Consider the following 17,184-nt stretch of genomic DNA (forward strand, 5'->3'; position numbering starts at 1 on the left):
GGTCAGTTAAGAATCAATACTGAGTAAGAGGAGTTCTGCGCGGGTGACGGGGTTAGCCAAGTCCACGCCACAAAGTTGCTCCACTTTATCCAACCGAGCGCGCACGGTGTGCCGGTGAACCCCAAGCTCCGCGGCGGCAGTGGCTAGGTTGGCGTTGCCCACGAGGAAGGCGCGCAAAGTGGCGAGCAACTCCGTATTGTGCTGAACATCGTGTTCGGCTAGGCGGCTGACCGTCGCCGCGCGCCGGGCAGTGAGGGCCTCGGGTACTCCGGGCTCTGACAGCCAGGTAGGGGCAGCCGAATCGAAGGTGGCCACAGCGCCGAGCGGCAGGCTGCGCGCGTGGCTCTGGAGAGAGGTCAAGAGCGCCGGTGTCAACGCCTGCCATTGGATGCGCTGCAGGATGGATGTGCGGAGGTAGCGAGTGTGTTTCCCGCTTAAACCTGGGTGTGCGGTGCCCGGGGGAAGCGCGATAAGCGCCGAATCGTGTTCCGGGCGGATGAGGTTGAGAGGCTCGGCTTTTCCGATCTCGCTCAAAGCCCGCGCGAGGCGGGAGGGGGAAGCTGCCGTGAGAAACAGGACATCGATGAGATCATGGCTATCGACCATATGAAAAGCCGCCTGCAGGGCGGGGGAGTCAACGCCGGCCAGTTGGGTATCAAGCGCCAACGCTCCGAGGATCGTGTGCGCAGTGGTGTCAGGATGATCTAAGAGCAGGCTGGCCAGGCCCGCGAGGTGTCGGATGAGCGCGCGGGAGTAGGAGTCGAACTTCTCTGCACGCGTTACCGCGATGGCCCAGCGTCGTCCCGCCGATCCGAAGATGCTGGTGATGGTGGCGCCTGCGCTTGTTGACGTCCCCGTTCCCCGCCCCGTCTGCTCCGCGGCCTCCACCGCGGCGCCGGCCGCACTGATCCGGCCGCGATCGCTGCGGCTGACCACCGTCCCGGAGGAACTGGCTACCGCTACTGCGGCGCCGAGTTCCTTGCCTGCCTGTGCGATGAGTGCGCCGATGCTCGTGGCCGCCGCCTGGTTGAGGCGCTCCTGCTGGCGGTGGAGTGCAAAGTGCGCGTTGTTGTCCAAGCGGGCCTGTTCTTGAGCCACGGCCGTGGTGATGGAAACGAAGCGGGTGGCGCGTGGGACTTCAAAGAGGGTGAGATTGTGCTGGGAGCAGGCGCGGATAAGTTCTGTGGGGACCTCAGCGAAGGCTAGCCCGGTACCGAAGCCAATGCCCTGCACGCCGGCCGTGGCCAGAGCCGCGCCATAGCGCTCAAATCCCTCCGGTTCTTCCTGAAAAGCAAGCCCCAGGGTGAGCATGAGCGCGCCGGGGGAGGTGAACTCGCTGGGGTCCGCGAGCTCGGAGGCGTGGATGGTGTTGAAGGAGGCTTTGGCGCTAAGGACGCTCCGCAAGCTCAGAGAGCGCTGGTTGAGCAACCAATGGAAGGAAATCTCACGCATGGTGGACAGACTACACAGTAGTAGGAGCAAAATTTATACATAGTGTCCATAGTGTTCGGGGCGTGTTGGGGGCCACACTAAGGGGCATCCTATTCATCCGAACACAAAAGGAAGACCATGCAGGAACTTCAGTACCACATTGAGCAGTCCCGCCACCTGGGCCAGCAGGTCCCGGGCCCGAAGAGCGCCGCCCTGGATGAGCGCCGCAAGAACGCCCTCCCCGCGGGCATGGCGCCGTCACTTCCGGGCTACGTAGTGGATGCCGATGGCGGCATTCTTGCCGACGCCGACGGCAACCGTTTCATCGATCTCGCCTCCGGCATCGCCGTAACCTCCGCTGGTGCTTCGAACCCGGCCGTCGTGGCCGCGGTTCAGGAGGCCGTCGCGCACTTCACCCACACCTCCTTTACCGTGTCCCCGTATGAGTCCTACGTGGCCGTGGCAGAAAAGCTCAACGAGGTCACCCCGGGCGACCACCCGAAGAAGACCGCGCTGTTTAACTCCGGCGCTGAGGCCGTCGAGAATGCCGTGAAGATTGCCCGCAACTACACCGGCAAGCGCGGTGTCGTGGTCATGGACCGCGCCTTCCACGGCCGCACCAACCTGACCATGGCGATGACCGCCAAGCAGTCTCCCTACAAGAACGGCTTCGGCCCCTTCGCACCGGAAATCTACCGCGCACCGATGTCCTACCCGCTGCGCGATGGCCTGAGTGGTGCCGAGGCCGCCCAGAAGACCATCACCATGATCGAGCAGGAAGTCGGCGCGGCTAACCTGGCCTGCGTTGTTGCTGAGCCGATTCAGGGCGAGGGCGGCTTCGTCGTCCCGGCCGAGGGATACCTCGCAGCAATCCAGAAGTGGTGCAACGAGAACGACGTGGTCTTCATCGTCGACGAGATTCAGGCAGGCATGATGCGCACCGGTACCTGGTTCGCCTCTGACCATGAAGGCATTGTTCCGGACATGGTGACCATTGCGAAGGGTATTGCCTCCGGTATGCCGCTGTCTGCGGTAACTGGCCGTGCAGAAATTATGGATGCGCCGCAGCCGGGTGGTCTGGGCGGCACCTACACTGGTAACCCGGTGGCCTGTGCTGCTGCTCTGGCAACCTTCAAGGAATTTGAGGAGAAGGACTTCGGTGCGCGCGCCCAGAACCTAGAGAAGGTTGCCCGTGAGGAGCTGGAGCCCATTCTGGGCGATGAGCGCGTGGCCGAGTTCCGCGGCCGCGGCGCCATGCTTGCCCTCGAATTCGTTACCGCTGAGGGCGAGCCGGACTCCGAGCTGGTGCACAAGATCGCCGATGCCGCCAAGGCCGAGGGCGTCCTGCTGCTGACTTGCGGCCTGGACCACAACGTCATCCGCTTCCTACCTTCCCTGGCTATTCCGGAAGATCTGTGGCGTGAAGCGCTGCAGGTCGTCGTGAAGCAGTTCAACGAATACAAGTAGTTCCTTGTTGCTCACCTGGATCTTTCCGGGTGAGCTCCTGTTTTATTAGTCCTTAGTTATCGGAGAAGTCTTTGTCCAACAACATTTCCGTGCCGCAGAGGGATGAGTCCACGGCGGAATTCAAACCCGCGCTGTCCTTCGTGCAGGGCATCGCCCTTATTTTCGGCACCAACATCGGTGCTGGAGTTCTTTCCATTCCTTATGCCGCTCGCAACGGAGGATTCCTCGCACTCGTTATCGCCTTGCTCGTGGCCGGTACGCTCACGACCATTTCCATGCTGTACGTGGCGGAGTCTGCCATGCGCACCAAGGCGCCGCTACAGGTTTCCGGATTGGCGGAACATTACCTGGGGCAATGGGGCCGGTGGTTGGTTTTCGTGGCCATCATCGTCAACGGCATCGGCGCGCTCATTGCTTATGCCGCTGGTTCGGGCGACCTGATCAACAATATTTTCGGGTTGTCGCCGCTCCTCGGCACGCTGATCTTCTTTGGGTTCGGTTCCTGGGTGATGTACCGCGGGCTGCACACCACGGGTAAGACTGAAGGAGCCATCACCGCAGGCATGGCCATCATCATCGCTGTCCTGTGCGGATGGACGATCCTAGGCCCGGGAATCAAGATTGAGAACCTTTTGGTTCTTCACCCGTTCTTCATCGTCCCGATTCTGAACCTGGCGGTGTTTTCTTTCTTGGCGCAGTACGTGGTTCCGGAGCTGGTGCAAGGCATGGACCCGGCTAAACCGCAGCAGACCGCGCGGGCAATCGTTATGGGCATGGTCATCACGGGCTTTACCCTGGCGTTGGTTCCTTTTGCTGCCCTTGGTCTGCTCGGCATGGAGGTCACCGAAGTAGTAACCATCGCGTGGGGCGAGGCCCTTGGCCCGGTGGCCTACTACATGGCCAATATCTTTGCCCTGGCGGCTATGTTGACCTCGTTCCTGGCGATTGGTTTTACCACCATGCGCAACGTCTTGGACATCTTCCACTGGGAAGGCGTGAAGGGACAGCGCATCGTGGCAGTAGCACTGACGGTTGTTCCGCCATTGGTGATTTCCATTGCTGGTCTCGGCGGCTTCGTTGCGGCGTTGTCCTATGCTGGTGGTTTCGCGGGCGCCATCATGTCCGTCATTCCGGTGATGCTGTTGCACGCTTCCCGAAAGAAGGGCGACCGCGACCCAGGCTGGAACGTGGGCGGACTCGCACACCCGGTAATCCAGGGCACCATCATCGTGGTCTACGTCTTGGCCTTCATCTACTCGATCATTTCCATCTTTGGGCTGGTGCCGGCAGGCTGGGCGTAGCACCGGCTTTTAGACGCGACACCCGCCTACTTGCCAAAGTTCTGGCCAGATCTTGAGGCTGGGGCGACAACTTTGGCAGATCGGGCAGTTGTGGCTCAGACCTAGTTGCAGATCGTGCCGAAAAGACGGAAAGGCTGGGCAGCTCCAGGAATTTGGAGCGGCCCAGCCTTTCGGCGTGCGGCCTAGGCTATGGCCTAGAAGATGCCGTGGTCATGAAGTGCCTCGTCATCGGAGGGGACCTCAGAGATGGCATCCCACATCTCAACGAGCTTGCCGTCCTCGACGCGCCACAGCTCGCAATAGGAATGGCGCGCACCAGCGATGCTGCCTTCGGAATGGGTTAGAACGAACTGTCCTTGTGCAACCGTGCGGTGGATGCGCTCATACTCCAGCCCCTCGCCGTCTTCCTTCAGCTTGGTGAGGAAATCGACGCAGTTCTGGGCACCATCGGCGATATCAGGGGAGTGCTGGGCAAACTGATCATCGCGGGTGTTGTCGATGAAGCCGGAGTAATCAGCGCCGATGAGCGAGCGGGTGAAGAACTCGATGACGAACTCTCGGTTCTGCTCGGTGAGGCTCTCATCTCCGATCTCGGTAGCGCCATCGAGCTGCGTGCGGCCGCTTGCGTTCGGTTCTGCTAGGGGAACGAGGTTGTCCCAGTGCTCGACAATCTTGTCGCCCTCGACGCGGTAGATATCGAAACCGACGAAGGGCTCATCCTCGATGCCGTCGAAGCGGCCATGCAAAGCGACGAGGCCGTTGGCTTCATCGGCAATCACGCGGGCGTTGGTGTACTTCAGGCCCTCTCCCAGATCCGCGACAAACTTCTTGAGCCCTTCTGCATCATCAGCGATGAGGGGAGAGTGCTCCACGAAGTTGTCGGCGAAGTGCTTGTCCAGGACGGAGGTCTCGTGGCCATCGAAAAGCGCAGTGTGAACCTCGAGGACAAAGTTTCCTAGTGACGTCATGGAATCTCCTTAGTTGGCCACGAAGTAGGTGCGCTTGTTGACGAATTCATCCATGCCGTAGGGGCCCAGCTCGCGGCCGTAACCGGAGTTCTTCACACCACCGAAGGGGACCTCGGCGCCCTCGGCCGCGTAGGTGTTGACGTTGGACATGCCGACCTCTAGGCGCTGGGCAATCTTCTCGGCGCGCTCGACGTCCTTGGAGAAGACGCAACCGCCCAGGCCGTACTGGGTGTCGTTGGCCAGCTCGAGGGCCTCTTCGTCGCTGCTGACCTTGAACACGGTGGCCACGGGGCCGAAGAGCTCTTCGTAGTAGACATCAGAGCCAACCGGAACATCGGTCAGTACGGCGGGGCTGAAGTAGGAGGACTTCTCATCCACGAGCTCGCCGCCGACGTGCAGGGTGGCGCCGGCCGCCACAGTGCGGTCGATCTGATCCTTGAGGTTTTCTGCCGCGCTGCGCGAAGACAATGGGGTGTAGACGGTCTCGGAAGCCTCCTGCGGGGTACCCGGCTTCATGGCCTTTGCGAGCTCGACCAGCTCTGCGACGAACTCGTCGTAGATATCCTCCATCACGATCAGGCGCTTGTTGGAGTTGCATGCCTGGCCGGTGTTGTACATGCGGGTCTCCCACGCATCCTTGGCTGCCTGCTTGACGTCATCGGTGTCGAGGATGACGTACGGGTCGGAGCCACCGAGCTCGAGTACCGCCTTCTTGAGGTTCTTCGCAGCCAGAGAGCCCACCGCAGCACCAGCGCGCTCGGACCCGGTGAGGGACACACCGCGCAGCTCCTTGTGCTCGATGATCTTCTCTGCCTGATCGTGGGTAGCGAAGATGTTGGTGTAGACGCCCTTGGGTACGCCGGCGTCATCCATGATCTTCTGGATGGCAAGCGCGGAGCGTGGGCAGATGGTGGCGTGCTTCAAGACGATGGTGTTGCCCAGCATCAGGTTCGGGGCAGCGAAGCGCGCAACCTGGTAGTAGGGGAAGTTCCACGGCATGATGCCAAGCAGAACACCGATGGGAAGGCGCTGAATGTAGCCCTTGCTGTCCATTTCGACGGGGATTTCCTCGTCGGCGGCGAACTTCGGGCCGTTGTCGGCATAGTAGCCAAAGATGGCGCCGCTGAACTCAGCCTCCTCAAGGCCCTCGGAGACCGGCTTGCCCATTTCGGTAGCGATGATCTCTGCGAGCTCATCCTTGCGCTCTTCGAAGAGCTCGGCAACGCGCGTGACTACCTTGGCGCGCTCCTCGATCGGGGTCTCGCGCCAGCTGAGGAATGCCTCGTGCGCGGAGTCGACAGCGGCCAGGACCTCCTGGTCAGTGGCGTGGTCAAAAGTCTCGAGAACCTCACCGGTAGCGGGGTTTTCTACGCGAAATCCGGACATTGCTTCATCCTCCAATGATTGAAGTGTGTATGGGTTGCGCCCCATTATGGGGCTGAATATGATTTATTGCAAGGTGTTTGCGTTTTATGCCATATATCTCAGTATGGGCTTATCGGGTACTTGGGCTGAGGGGGTGAAAGGAGGCCACCTAGCCCCGCCAAGGCTGAATCCCTGCGCGGCGCCAGGCCTCCAAGAACTGGGTGGTCTCGGCTTCGTCTGTAATGGACACGCGCACGCCCTTATCGAGGTAGCGGCGGATGACCACGCCTTCATCAAGCATCTTCGTTTCCACCTCTTCGGCATCTGGGCGCGGCAGCCAGACGAAGTTACCGTAGGACTTCTCGGCTCCCAGTTCCGCGCAGACGCGGTCGCGTTGTGCTTTGGTGATCTCGACGGCGTCGTCAAGCTCGTCGTGGCGTTTGAGCACCTCCACCGCGGCAGTTTCTGCCATGGCGGTCACCGTCAGCGGTAGGGAGAGTAGCCGCAGCGCATTGATGATTTCTTCGCCCGCCACCGCGTAGCCCACGCGCATGCCAGCCAAACCCCACGCCTTGGAGAAGGTGCGCACGCCGAGCAGGTTGGGATAGCGCTGGTATTCCTCCACCGAATCCGGGGTATCGGAGGCGTCGTTGTACTCCCAATAGGCCTCATCGAGCAGTACGACGACGTCTTGGGGCACCCGTTCCATGAAAGTGCGGAATTCACCGCGCGTGATGACGGTGCCCGTCGGGTTATTGGGGTTGCACAGGATGATGAGCTTGGTCTTGTCTGTCAGTGCATCGAGCACTGCCTCCAGATCGACGCGGTAATCCTTCGTGAGCGGGACCAGAATTGGTTCCGCTCCGGCCATGCGCACGTACAGGGGATAGGCCTCGAAGCTGCGCCAGGGCACGATGACCTCATCGCCGGTGTGGCAGGAGGCCAAGATGGTGGCCTGCAGGATGGGCGTGGAACCCGCAGAGACGAAGATATTATCCGCCGGAACATCTAAGTAATTGCACAAGGCATTGGTGAGCTCCAAGCTGCCGGGCTGTTGGTAGCGGTTGGTGGTGCGGGCGGCGTCGGCAACCGCGGCAATGATGTCCTCGGCGGGAGGGAAGGGGACCTCGTTGGAGGAAAGTTTCAGGGCATTGGGGAAATCCTTGCCCACCTTGTACTCGGGGAAGCTTGAGAGATCACTACGGAGCATAATCACGTCCTTTCTAAATCATGTCCCAGATGGTCACGGCCATGATCAGCAGGCCCATGCCGAAGACGAAGTAGTTCCACGGGTCATTGCGGAATTGCTTGTACACGTCCAGTTTCTTGAACATGTACACCGGAACCAGATAGACGATGAACGCCACGAAGACACCGGAGACCACGGAAATCATCGAAATAATGGAGGGGTTAAAGATGGCAACTAGCGTGGTGCACACGAAGACGATGACATAGATGATGTTGAGCAGCGTGCGGTGCGAGACCTTTTCCGCCAGCTGTGGCGCGGCGTTCTTCAGCAGGTATTCCGTTCCCTCTTCGGTACCGAGCATGTGGCCGAAGTAGGAGGAAACGATGGCGCAGATGACCACGATGGGGGCCATGTAGGCCATGAACGGAGTGCCCGTGACGTTAGCGAAGTAGGAGAGCACCGGAATATTTTGCTCGAGTGCCTCATTCATGCCGTCGGCGCCAAGTGCGAGGACGCAGGACCACACGAAGAACATGGTGAAGACGACGAGCAGGATGGCGGTGTAGAACTCCGTGCGGGAGACGCGCTTCTCGGTCTTCTCGCCGTACTGCGGCTGCATGTCGATGGCAAACTGCGAAAGCGCCGCCATGTGGGAGAAGGAGAAGACCAGCACCGGAAGGATGAGGAAGATGCCCTTGAGCATCTGGCCCCAGCCATCGGCACCATCGTCGAAATGGATGAAGCTGTGCAGGTCCCAGCGCGGAATGAGGTAGATGGAGGTGATTGCCAGTGCGATGATGAGCGGGTAGACCAGCACTTGGGCCAGCCAAATCATGGGTTTGCGGCCGATGGCGAAACCGCCGGTCATGATTCCGACGCAGATGGTGGCGAGTAGCCAGCGGTCGATGGAGGGCCCGCCAAGCTGGTTGACGATGAAACTATCCACTGCGTTGGTGATGGAGACACCGTAGATCAGGACGGTGGAAAAGACCGTGATCCAGTACAGCACCGCGAAGCCAATTCCTTGGCCTTTGCCCAGGTACTGCGAAACCAGCTCGAGGATGTCCTTGCCATGGTCCTCCTTGGGCGCGCCCGCAACGATGCGTGCATAGGTGCGGTGTGAAAAGTACACCAGCGGAAGGATGAAGACCGTAGCGAAGACGAGCGGCCAGAAACCGAAACCGCCCGCATTGAGCGGAAGGAAGAGGATGCCCGCACCCACCGCGGTGCCGAAGAGCGTAATGATCCACGATGCGGTGGAGGCGGCGGGGCGCTGCTTGGCAGCGTCCCCCTCGCCCACAATGTGCTCGCCTTTCTTCAGCTCAGTGGTGGGCGGCGTGGATGGTGTTGGTGGAGTATTGGCAGAGCTCATGGTGAGCCTCCTCTATTCGATGGGCAGGGAGTGGTCCTGGTCGGTGATGACGTTGATGAGCGCCGGTACGCCGTCCTCGGTGATGGCGCGCAAGGCCCGGGCTACCGCCTCTTGTGCCTGCGAGTCATCGGTGACGAGCTCGCCATGCGCGCCGAAGCCGCGGGCGACGGCCGCGAAATCCGGGTTTATAAGCTGCGTGCCGGAGACGCGGTCGGGGAAGTGCTTCTTCTGGTGATCGCGGATGGTTCCGAACTCGCCATTGGACATGACGATGATGAGGAAGGGCGCGCCGTACTGCAGCGCGGTGGCTAGCTCTTGGCCGTTCATGAGGTATTCGCCGTCGCCAGCAATGGTGACGACGGTGCGCTCCGGGAACTGCAATTTGGTGGCTACCGCGGCCGGGATGGAGTAGCCCATCGACCCGTTGCGCACGCTGAACTGGGAGGGGTAGACCTGCGAGCGCAGGAACTGCTGGGCCCAGATGCAGTGGTTGCCGGCGCCGAAGGTGTAGATGGGATCCTGCGGCAGCTGCTCGTGGAGTGCTGCGAGGATGGCCTCCATGTGGGCGGTGCCGTCTTTTCCGGGGCGGTAGTTCGCTGGCTCGGGGAGGGTGGCGAAGTCGAGGTGGTTCGCGTGCGCGGTATCAAACCACTCGCCGCGCTTATCCTTGCCCTCGACGTTTAGGCGGTCCAGCGTGTTAGCGAAGGCCACGGGGCTTGCCACGATGTGTTCTAGCAGCGCCACCGAGTGGCCTCGCAGGCTGGTATCGGGATTGATGGCGATGTTGCGTGCCTGCGGAGACTGGCGCAGGGTGTAGCCGTCGGTGGGGACATCACCGAGAACGGCACCGACTTCGATGACGAGGGAGGCGGCTTCCAAAAGTTGCGCCGCGCGTGGGTCGCGCCCATAGCCGAGCCAGCCGGCGTTGGCGGGGGAGTCGAAAGGCACGCGGTCAGCGGCGCGGAAGTCTTGAATGATCGGGGTGCGGTGCTCTTCGGCGAAGCGAGTGATCTTCTCTGCGGCCTCCGGGGTCCAGCGCGGACCGCCGGCAAAAATGAGTGGACGCTCTGCGTGGCTCAGCTCGCGGGAGAGGAGGTCCAGGTGATCGTCGGAAAGCGCGCCCTCCGATACCGGGATGGGTGGGTGGATGCTGCCGGTGAACTCCTGGTGGAGAACATCCTCTGGCAAGCCCACGATGACGGGACCGGGGCGGCCCTGCTGGGCTTGGAAGAATGCCTCGGCCACAACGCGGGAGGCGCGCTCCGGATCATCGAGGACGAAGACCTGCTTGGCCTGGGTGCCGAACCAGGCCTTAGGGTCGAATTCCTGGAAGGACTCGCGGTCGCGGTCGGAGGTGGGGATGAGGCCCACGAAGAGGACGAGCGGGGTGGCGTCCTGCCAAGCGGTGTGGATACCCACGTAGGCGTTGGCCGCCCCGGGGCCGCGAGTGACCATGGCGACGCCCGGCTGGCCGGTGGCTTTGCCGTGGGCTTCAGCCATGTAGGTGGCACCGCCTTCGTGCCGGGTGACGATGGCCTTCACAGGGGAATCGTAGAGGCCGTCGAGCACGGGAAGGAAGCTTTCGCCGGGCACGAGGAATGCGCGGGTGACGTTGTGCGCGGCGAGGGATTCGGCAATGGCGGCGCCGACGTGTGACATGGAAACCTCCCTGAAGTAGTTGTGTTGGTGGTCTCATTATTCTTTGGTGATGTCATGTTGTCTAATGTCTAAAAAGCTGGAAAGCCAAACCCTCAGGGCATGGTTGGTGGTAAAAGTAGGGAAATGGACATGGTGAAGGCCAAATATTTCCTTGCGGTTGTGGATTCCGGCACGGTGACTGCTGCTGCGGAACGCCTTGGAATAACTCAGCCGGCGCTGAGTCGGCAGCTTAGGCGCTTTGAGAAAGAACTGGACCTGGAGCTCTTCGTGCGGGCTGGTTCCTCGCTAGCGCTCAGCGATGCGGCGCATGCCCTCATCCCGACTTGCCGCCGCCTCCTCGCGGAATCCGCGCGCGCCGGGCAGGCGGTGGAGGCACTTCGGGCGGGCAGTGTCCCGGCGTTGCGTGTGGCGGCTACGCCAACGACGATTTCGACGCTACTTGCCCCTTTTATTGAGGCCGCTGGCTCAACTATCCCTCTGCTCACCACGACCCCGGTCACGCACTATGACGTTTTCGACGCGCTGGAAGGCGCCGCCGACGTGGTGATTGCTACCATTCCGCCAGGCAATGACGTGACCTCGCTGGCTTTGGGCACGATTCCGGTGCGTGCCTGGGTGCCGCCGACGCATCCCTTAGCACTGGAGTGTGCGGGTTCGACCAGCGTGGAGGTTAAACGGTTATTGCAGGAAAATGTGGCGCTGCCCTCGCGGCGAAGTGTGTCTCGCGGGGTGGTGGATTCCTTCGTGGGCACGGCTGGCTACGCCTTAGGCTCGCACGTGGAGTGCGATGATACGGCAACGTTATGCGCCTTGGCGCGTGCTGGGCGAGCCGTAGCGCTCATGACGGAGCTGCAACCAGTGCGGCTGGTGGGCTTCGACGTGGTCGATGGTGAGCGCGCTCTGGCAGGGGTACCGCTGGTCGCGGCCTGGTCCCCGGGACACTATGCGGGGGAAGAGATTGCGCAGATTGCCCAACGGTTCCGCAGTTTTATTGAGGGGTCGCTTCGCTAGGGCGTTTTCTTGGCGCTGGGCGCTTCGCGCGCCTAGTTTCGCAGTCGACAAAACTGCCCCAGTTGCCAAAGATCTGGCCAGATCTTGAGGCGGAGACAATAACTTTGGCGAGTAGGGCGGTTGCGCAGCACACAGCGGCGTGCCGTGTTACCTTGGAGCCTAACTTTCCGGGGGGAATGACATGAAACATGGCATTGTGTGCGGCCTATCTAAAGGTGCGCTTGCAACTCGCGTGCGCCGAGGAGAGATTACGCGACTTGCCAAGGGGCTTTATGTCTGGGGCAGGCCCGAGCCATTAGAACTATTAAAGCTATTACAGGAGCACAGGCCATTCCTTAAGGCGACAGGAACAACGGCTGCCCAGGTGCTTCTTGGCGAGACCGTGACTTTTCCACTGCGGCTCGCCAGTGTGGAGAGAATGCCGACATCAACCTTTTATGTGCACTCGCGGGTGAGCGTCGAGAGTTTCGTTACCTCGTCTGGGATCCGGGTCCTTAATCCTCTTGTCGCCATGAAATCTGTTAGTCCTGAACTGGGGATTCGCGTGTTTGAGTCCATCTACTCCTCGAAGGCCGGACGCGCCCGACTGGATAGTCACCGCGAAGCACTCAATGTCACCCCTGTTGCAAGCCAACGAATGCTAGAGCAGGCCGCGTTGTTCACGGATTCTGGTGCGGAGGTGAAAGTAGCCAAGGGGCTGAAAAGGCGTGGGCTCAAGGTCGAGTGCAACGTTGTTATCGGCCACTACACCTGGGACATCGTGCTCCCAGAGCTCAAAGTTGCGGTAGAAATCAACGGGATGAAATTCCATTCCCAGCAAGAGTCATGGTTGCGGGACCATTGGAAGAACAATGAGGGCGCACTGATTGGGTGGCTAACGCTGCGCTATACAGGTCATTGCGTGGCGCATCATCTGGACTATGTCATTGACCAGATAGCTAATGCCAGGAATCCGGACTTTGAGAAGCGTTACTTCAAGTTCATCGGTTTCTGGCACGAGGGAGTGTTGCCGCCCAAGCCGAAACCGTGGGAATACAGCGAGCACTTGGGGTATGTGCCGCCTGTGCCGCCGGAACCACCCGACTATCCAGAACCGCCCGACTTCCCGGAGCCACCCGACTGCCCTAGGTGACGAAGTTATTGCCAGATCTTGAGTCAGAGGCGAAAACTTTGGCAGGACGGGCAGTGTGGGGCATGTTCCTGGCAGTTGTGCCCGGCAGCATACGGCTGACGCTAGGCAGCAACCAGCCCCTCAACGATGAGCGCCAGGGCCGCGCTGATAGCCACGACGAGGACGATGCGGTTGAGCACCTTGGCGTTGATGAAACGGTTGAGGTAGCTGGCGGCGATGAGGCCCACGATGGCTACCGGCAGGTAAGCCGCGGCAGCGGTGAGCTGCAGGCTGGTGATTTGCCCGCTTAAGCCCAAGATCGCCAGCGAGATGGTGCAGCCGATGATGAAGGTACCCGACAGGGTGCCGCGTATGCGGGCTGGGTCATAGCCCTTGAGTACCAGCGCCATGGGCGGGCCGCCGATGGAGGTGGATGTTCCCAGGAACCCAGAGGCAACGCCTGCCACCGCAATGTTGGTGGTGGTGCGCTTGGGGGACCAGCCGAGGCTGGACAAAGTCATGGCAAAGATGACCGCGCAGCCGATGAATAGGGAGAGCCCGCGGTGGGAGAGGGAAGCAATGGCCCACGCGCCGAGCAGGGATCCGGGTATTCGCGCGATGGAGGAGATGGCCACGATGTCCCAGGACACCGCCGAGCGCGCTTTGAGCATCGTCGTGGTGGAAATGACGAAGGCCAGCAAGAGAATGAGCGTGGGAACCAGCTCCGGTTTGATCAGCGCCAAGATGGGGGTGGCGATGGTGCCCAGCCCAAATCCGATGGTGCCCTGGCAGATTGTCCCCACGAGGATGAGCACGCCGATAAAGATGTAGAGCCAGCTGAACATTGCTCTACTATCTCATGAAGGCTTTTAGGAGCGGACGGTGACCTTCTCGTTGTCTGCGATTTCCTGCAAACGGTCGGCTGAGCACAGGCCCGCCACGATGACGGCGGAGCCGCCCGCGGCCAGCGGTTCGAGCACTGCACGCTGGAAGGAAGCGGTGTCCGTCCAGCCCTGTGAAAGCACGCGCTCAGCGCCCAAATCCGTGGGGAAAAGCTCCGGCAGTGGGGTCGTGGTGCCATAGAAGTGATCACCATAGAAGCGCACGGTGGGGCCGAAGTCGATGGTGCCCAGCGGCAGCTCGCCGCCGCTTTCGACAACGCCGCGGCCAAAAGGATCCTGCGTGACTAGCACCGTATCGACCAGTGGGGCTGACGCAGAGTCGGCGCCCGCCGCAGCCTTGAGATAGGTCTCCGGGGAGGTGAAAACCACGGCGATATCGTCGGCGTGCGGTTCTGTAGCAACCGCACCATTCTTAATGTCGAAGGGGACTCCGGCGGCGAGCGCCCCAAGCGCAATGACGGCAGCCTGCCAGGACACCGGAAGGTCAATGAGGATGCGAGAATCCGTGTCTGGTTCGAGGTCGAGCTCTTCCAACAGCATGTTGGCAATCTTGGAGGTCCAGTTCTCCAGCGTTTGCGCCGAGAAGTCCATGCGGGTGCCGTCAGTTTCGTTATAAACACTGAGCCGGGGAGCAGAGGCATCGGCGGACAGGAGATGCTGTAGGAGTTCCATGTCCGCCCATCGTAGGTGGCAGGCGCTCAGCCCGCCACGAACGACCGGTGACTAGGCCCTTGAGTCTACTGCGAGTTCACCTCGCAGCAGACTAGTTCACGCAGCGCGGGCCATCGCCGCCAGCGTCGATCTCAGGCGAAACCTCCGCGGTACCGAAATCATCGCCCGGGGTACCAACCTGCTGAGTGTCGCCACCCTGGCTGGGCTCCGCAGCAGCCTCTTCTTCCTGCGCGGAGTCATCCTTCGGGCCGGAGTAATCATCAGTAGCCACCACGATGAAGGTATCCGGCTCGAGCTCTTCGTTGGCCGTGACTGGCAGTCCGCCGAGCTGCTCAGCCAGGGCCCGGGCGCGCTCATCGTTAGCATCCGCGGCCACAATCTGGGACTCGGTATACAGGCCCGACTGCGCATTGGCCGTGCGCTCAACTGTGTAGCCCACGTTCTTCAGCCACGCGCCGATTCCGCCGGCCATTCCGTCGACGTTGCCGGCGTTCAAGACGTGCAGGTTGAGGTTTTCAGCCACGGGCTTCTCGCCGTTGTCGCCGCCCTCGTCCGAGGCGGCATCCTCAGACTTTTCTTCTTCCTCGGCTTCTTCTTGGGACTTGGCCAAATCTTCCATGAAGCGGTGGACCTCTGCGGTATCGATGGTCACCACCGATTCGCCATAGTCACCCACGCCGGTAATTGAGGTCACCGGGATCGTCGTAAAGGTCACGTTGCCGCCGGCCAGCCCGGCCAGCTGGGTGACGAAGCCCATGATGTCCCAACCGTCATCGATGACCACGGAGCGCTCCACGGCATCGGCAATCTTGTTGAGTTTGCCAGGGGAGGTCAGCGTGCCCGAGTCCAGTACCTTCGAGGTCAGCGATGCCATGTAGGCCTGCTGGCGCACGATGCGGTCAAGGTCACCGCGCGGGAGATCATAGCGCTGGCGCACGAAGGAGAGGCCCTCGGATCCCTGCAAGGTTTGGCGCCCGGCCGGGAACTTGGCGCCCGACATCGGATCATCGACGGCGTCGTTGAGGCAGACGTCGACGCCCCCGACGGCGTCGGTAAGCAGCACGAAGCCTAGCAACCCCACCTCAGCATAGTGATCAACGCTGACATCAGTGAGTTGGTGCACCATCGAAATGAGGCCAGAACGGCCGGCCTCCGTGCTTTCCTTCTCAATCTCCTTGTCCGTATGAGGTGCCTTTTTGCCCGCTGCTTCAGCCTCCGCGTTGTCCTGCTGCAGCTCCTCCATCTTGGCTACCTTGTGTTGCGCAAAGACTGCGTTGATCTTCGTGTTTCCGAAGTCTTCGTCGTGGACATAGGTATCGCGCGGAATGGATACTGCCGTGGCGCGCGAGCCATCGTTGGGAATACGGATCACCATGATGGTGTCCGTGTTTTCCTCACCTTCGTCCACGCCGGCATGCAGATCTGCCAGCTCCTGTTCGGAAAGCGGATTCCCCTTGGCATCGGTGCGGGAGTCCTTGCCCACGAGCAAGATATCGACCGCGCCATCGAGACTGCTGTCCTTGAAACCACCCTGGTTACCCAGCGCCAGGTTGGAGGCGGAGGAAATATCATTTCCCAGCTTTCCCACGGTGAAGTAGCCCACGCCGGAGAGCACCAGGACGACAGCAGACAGGAACGCGACGACGGCTTTCACCGGCGTCGATCCTCGTTGGGCGGTGGGCGCGGACTGCGAGGGCGCGGCCTGGATATGGCGGGCGGCGCGCGGGGAGTTCGGGGAAGTCACGGGACTAGTTTAGGTGAGCTCGCTGCAAAAACGTGAAGCAGTGTCGCGGGCGCGTGCGCGCACTGGCGTTGGGTACGCTCAAATTTATCGTGAAGAATATACAGAAACCCCTGGCCGTGGTCACCGTGACCTTTTCTCCTGGCCGTTACCTCAGCGATTTCTTGTCCTCGCTGCGCTTGGCGACGTCCCGTCCAACCCTCACCATCCTCGCCGATAACGGCTCGACCGATGGGGTGCCGGAAGCTGCCGCGCGGGAGCACGCGGACGTGGAATTCCTCGATACCGGGGGAAACCTCGGTTATGGCGCCGGAATGAATGCCGGCGCGCGTTTCGCTCGGGCGAAGGGCGTCGATGAAGAGTTCTTTCTCATTGCTAACCCGGACGTGACGTTTAGCGAAGGTTCTCTGGATGAGCTGATCGCGTGTGCGCGCCGCCACCCAGATGCCGCGGCGGTGGGGCCGCGCATCGTGGAGCCGGATGGTAGCAACTATCCCTCTGCTCGCGCGGTGCCGACGTTGCTGACGGGTGTTGGCCATGCGCTCTTTGGCACAATCTGGCCTTCCAATCCGTGGTCGCGCGCCTACCGCGATGATGCCGACATGGACAGCGAGCGCCCGGCCGGCTGGCTATCCGGCTCCTGTCTGTTGGTGCGCTGGGAGGCTTTTGAGCAGATTGGCGGCTTTGATGAGCGTTACTTCATGTATTTGGAGGACGTGGACTTAGGTGACCGCTTTGTCCGCGCCGGCTGGCGCAATATCTTCTGCCCCACGGCGGTGATTACCCACGCCAAGGGCCATTCGACGCAGGCCCATCGCGGCGCGATGCTGCGTGCCCACCATGACTCCGCCTATCGCTTCCAAGCGGATAGGCACCCGTACTGGTACCAAGCGCCACTGCGCGCGGCTTTGTGGCTGGGGTTGCGGGTGCGCGGGCTGGTTTTAAGCGCGTGCCGCGACGGCTCCTAGGGCTGGGGCGCTTATACACTAACGGTG

The 17,184-nt window shown here is 61.3% G+C and carries 14 protein-coding genes; 5 read left to right on the top strand and 9 right to left on the bottom strand.

Going from position 1 to position 17,184, the window contains the following annotated elements; translation table 11 throughout:
• Positions 1-6 precede the first annotated feature (6 nt).
• Entirely contained in the window at positions 7-1,452 is a 1,446-nt protein-coding gene (locus HMPREF2896_RS11670; protein WP_070719599.1) for a PucR family transcriptional regulator, read from the bottom strand.
• Positions 1,453-1,569: 117 nt separating this feature from the next.
• Between HMPREF2896_RS11670 and gabT the strand changes: the two genes are divergently transcribed.
• Positions 1,570-2,898, top strand: a complete 1,329-nt coding sequence (gene gabT, locus HMPREF2896_RS11675) for a 4-aminobutyrate--2-oxoglutarate transaminase (RefSeq protein WP_070526308.1) — start codon at positions 1,570-1,572, stop codon at positions 2,896-2,898.
• Between the two features lie 71 nt (positions 2,899-2,969).
• On the top strand, positions 2,970-4,199 hold the full coding sequence (locus HMPREF2896_RS11680; protein WP_070719600.1) for an aromatic amino acid transport family protein: 1,230 nt from the start codon (positions 2,970-2,972) through the stop codon (positions 4,197-4,199).
• Positions 4,200-4,393: 194 nt separating this feature from the next.
• Here HMPREF2896_RS11680 and HMPREF2896_RS11685 read toward each other — a convergent pair whose 3' ends face one another.
• The 5 genes from HMPREF2896_RS11685 to HMPREF2896_RS11705 form a co-directional block, all read right to left on the bottom strand.
• Positions 4,394-5,167, bottom strand: coding sequence for a nuclear transport factor 2 family protein (locus HMPREF2896_RS11685; protein WP_070719601.1), 774 nt, complete (start codon positions 5,165-5,167; stop codon positions 4,394-4,396).
• Positions 5,168-5,176: 9 nt separating this feature from the next.
• The gene (locus HMPREF2896_RS11690; RefSeq protein WP_070719602.1) at positions 5,177-6,553 is read right to left on the bottom strand and encodes an NAD-dependent succinate-semialdehyde dehydrogenase; all 1,377 of its coding nucleotides are present in this window, start codon (positions 6,551-6,553) and stop codon (positions 5,177-5,179) included.
• A gap of 148 nt (positions 6,554-6,701) precedes the next feature.
• Positions 6,702-7,742 carry a histidinol-phosphate transaminase gene (locus tag HMPREF2896_RS11695; RefSeq protein ID WP_070719603.1) on the bottom strand — a complete coding sequence of 347 codons (1,041 nt, stop codon included), beginning with the start codon at positions 7,740-7,742 and terminating at the stop codon, positions 6,702-6,704.
• Positions 7,743-7,755: 13 nt separating this feature from the next.
• Positions 7,756-9,093: an aromatic amino acid transport family protein gene (locus HMPREF2896_RS11700; RefSeq protein WP_070719604.1), complete on the bottom strand. Its 1,338-nt coding sequence runs from the start codon at positions 9,091-9,093 to the stop codon at positions 7,756-7,758.
• 12 nt (positions 9,094-9,105) lie between these two features.
• A complete protein-coding gene (locus HMPREF2896_RS11705) occupies positions 9,106-10,752 on the bottom strand; it encodes a thiamine pyrophosphate-dependent enzyme (protein ID WP_070719605.1) in 1,647 nt (548 codons plus the stop codon).
• A gap of 129 nt (positions 10,753-10,881) precedes the next feature.
• Here HMPREF2896_RS11705 and HMPREF2896_RS11710 point away from each other — a divergent pair, with 129 nt between their 5' ends.
• Positions 10,882-11,763, top strand: coding sequence for a LysR family transcriptional regulator (locus HMPREF2896_RS11710; RefSeq protein ID WP_246824029.1), 882 nt, complete (start codon positions 10,882-10,884; stop codon positions 11,761-11,763).
• Between the two features lie 181 nt (positions 11,764-11,944).
• Positions 11,945-12,895, top strand: coding sequence for a type IV toxin-antitoxin system AbiEi family antitoxin domain-containing protein (locus HMPREF2896_RS11715; protein WP_070644155.1), 951 nt, complete (start codon positions 11,945-11,947; stop codon positions 12,893-12,895).
• A 101-nt stretch (positions 12,896-12,996) separates the two neighbouring features.
• Here HMPREF2896_RS11715 and HMPREF2896_RS11720 read toward each other — a convergent pair whose 3' ends face one another.
• From HMPREF2896_RS11720 to HMPREF2896_RS11730, 3 genes are all read right to left on the bottom strand, one after another.
• The gene (locus tag HMPREF2896_RS11720; protein WP_070711172.1) at positions 12,997-13,719 is read right to left on the bottom strand and encodes a sulfite exporter TauE/SafE family protein; all 723 of its coding nucleotides are present in this window, start codon (positions 13,717-13,719) and stop codon (positions 12,997-12,999) included.
• A 24-nt stretch (positions 13,720-13,743) separates the two neighbouring features.
• A complete protein-coding gene (locus HMPREF2896_RS11725) occupies positions 13,744-14,448 on the bottom strand; it encodes a TIGR03089 family protein (protein ID WP_070446201.1) in 705 nt (234 codons plus the stop codon).
• A 91-nt stretch (positions 14,449-14,539) separates the two neighbouring features.
• The gene (locus tag HMPREF2896_RS11730) at positions 14,540-16,192 is read right to left on the bottom strand and encodes an LCP family protein (protein WP_210385991.1); all 1,653 of its coding nucleotides are present in this window, start codon (positions 16,190-16,192) and stop codon (positions 14,540-14,542) included.
• Between the two features lie 89 nt (positions 16,193-16,281).
• On the opposite strand from HMPREF2896_RS11730, the gene HMPREF2896_RS11735 reads away from it, so the two are divergent.
• Positions 16,282-17,157, top strand: a complete 876-nt coding sequence (locus tag HMPREF2896_RS11735; RefSeq protein WP_070446586.1) for a glycosyltransferase family 2 protein — start codon at positions 16,282-16,284, stop codon at positions 17,155-17,157.
• Positions 17,158-17,184: the final 27 nt, after the last annotated feature.

The sequence above is a fragment of the Corynebacterium sp. HMSC069E04 genome, from assembly GCF_001813175.1.
Classification (GTDB): domain Bacteria; phylum Actinomycetota; class Actinomycetes; order Mycobacteriales; family Mycobacteriaceae; genus Corynebacterium; species Corynebacterium aurimucosum.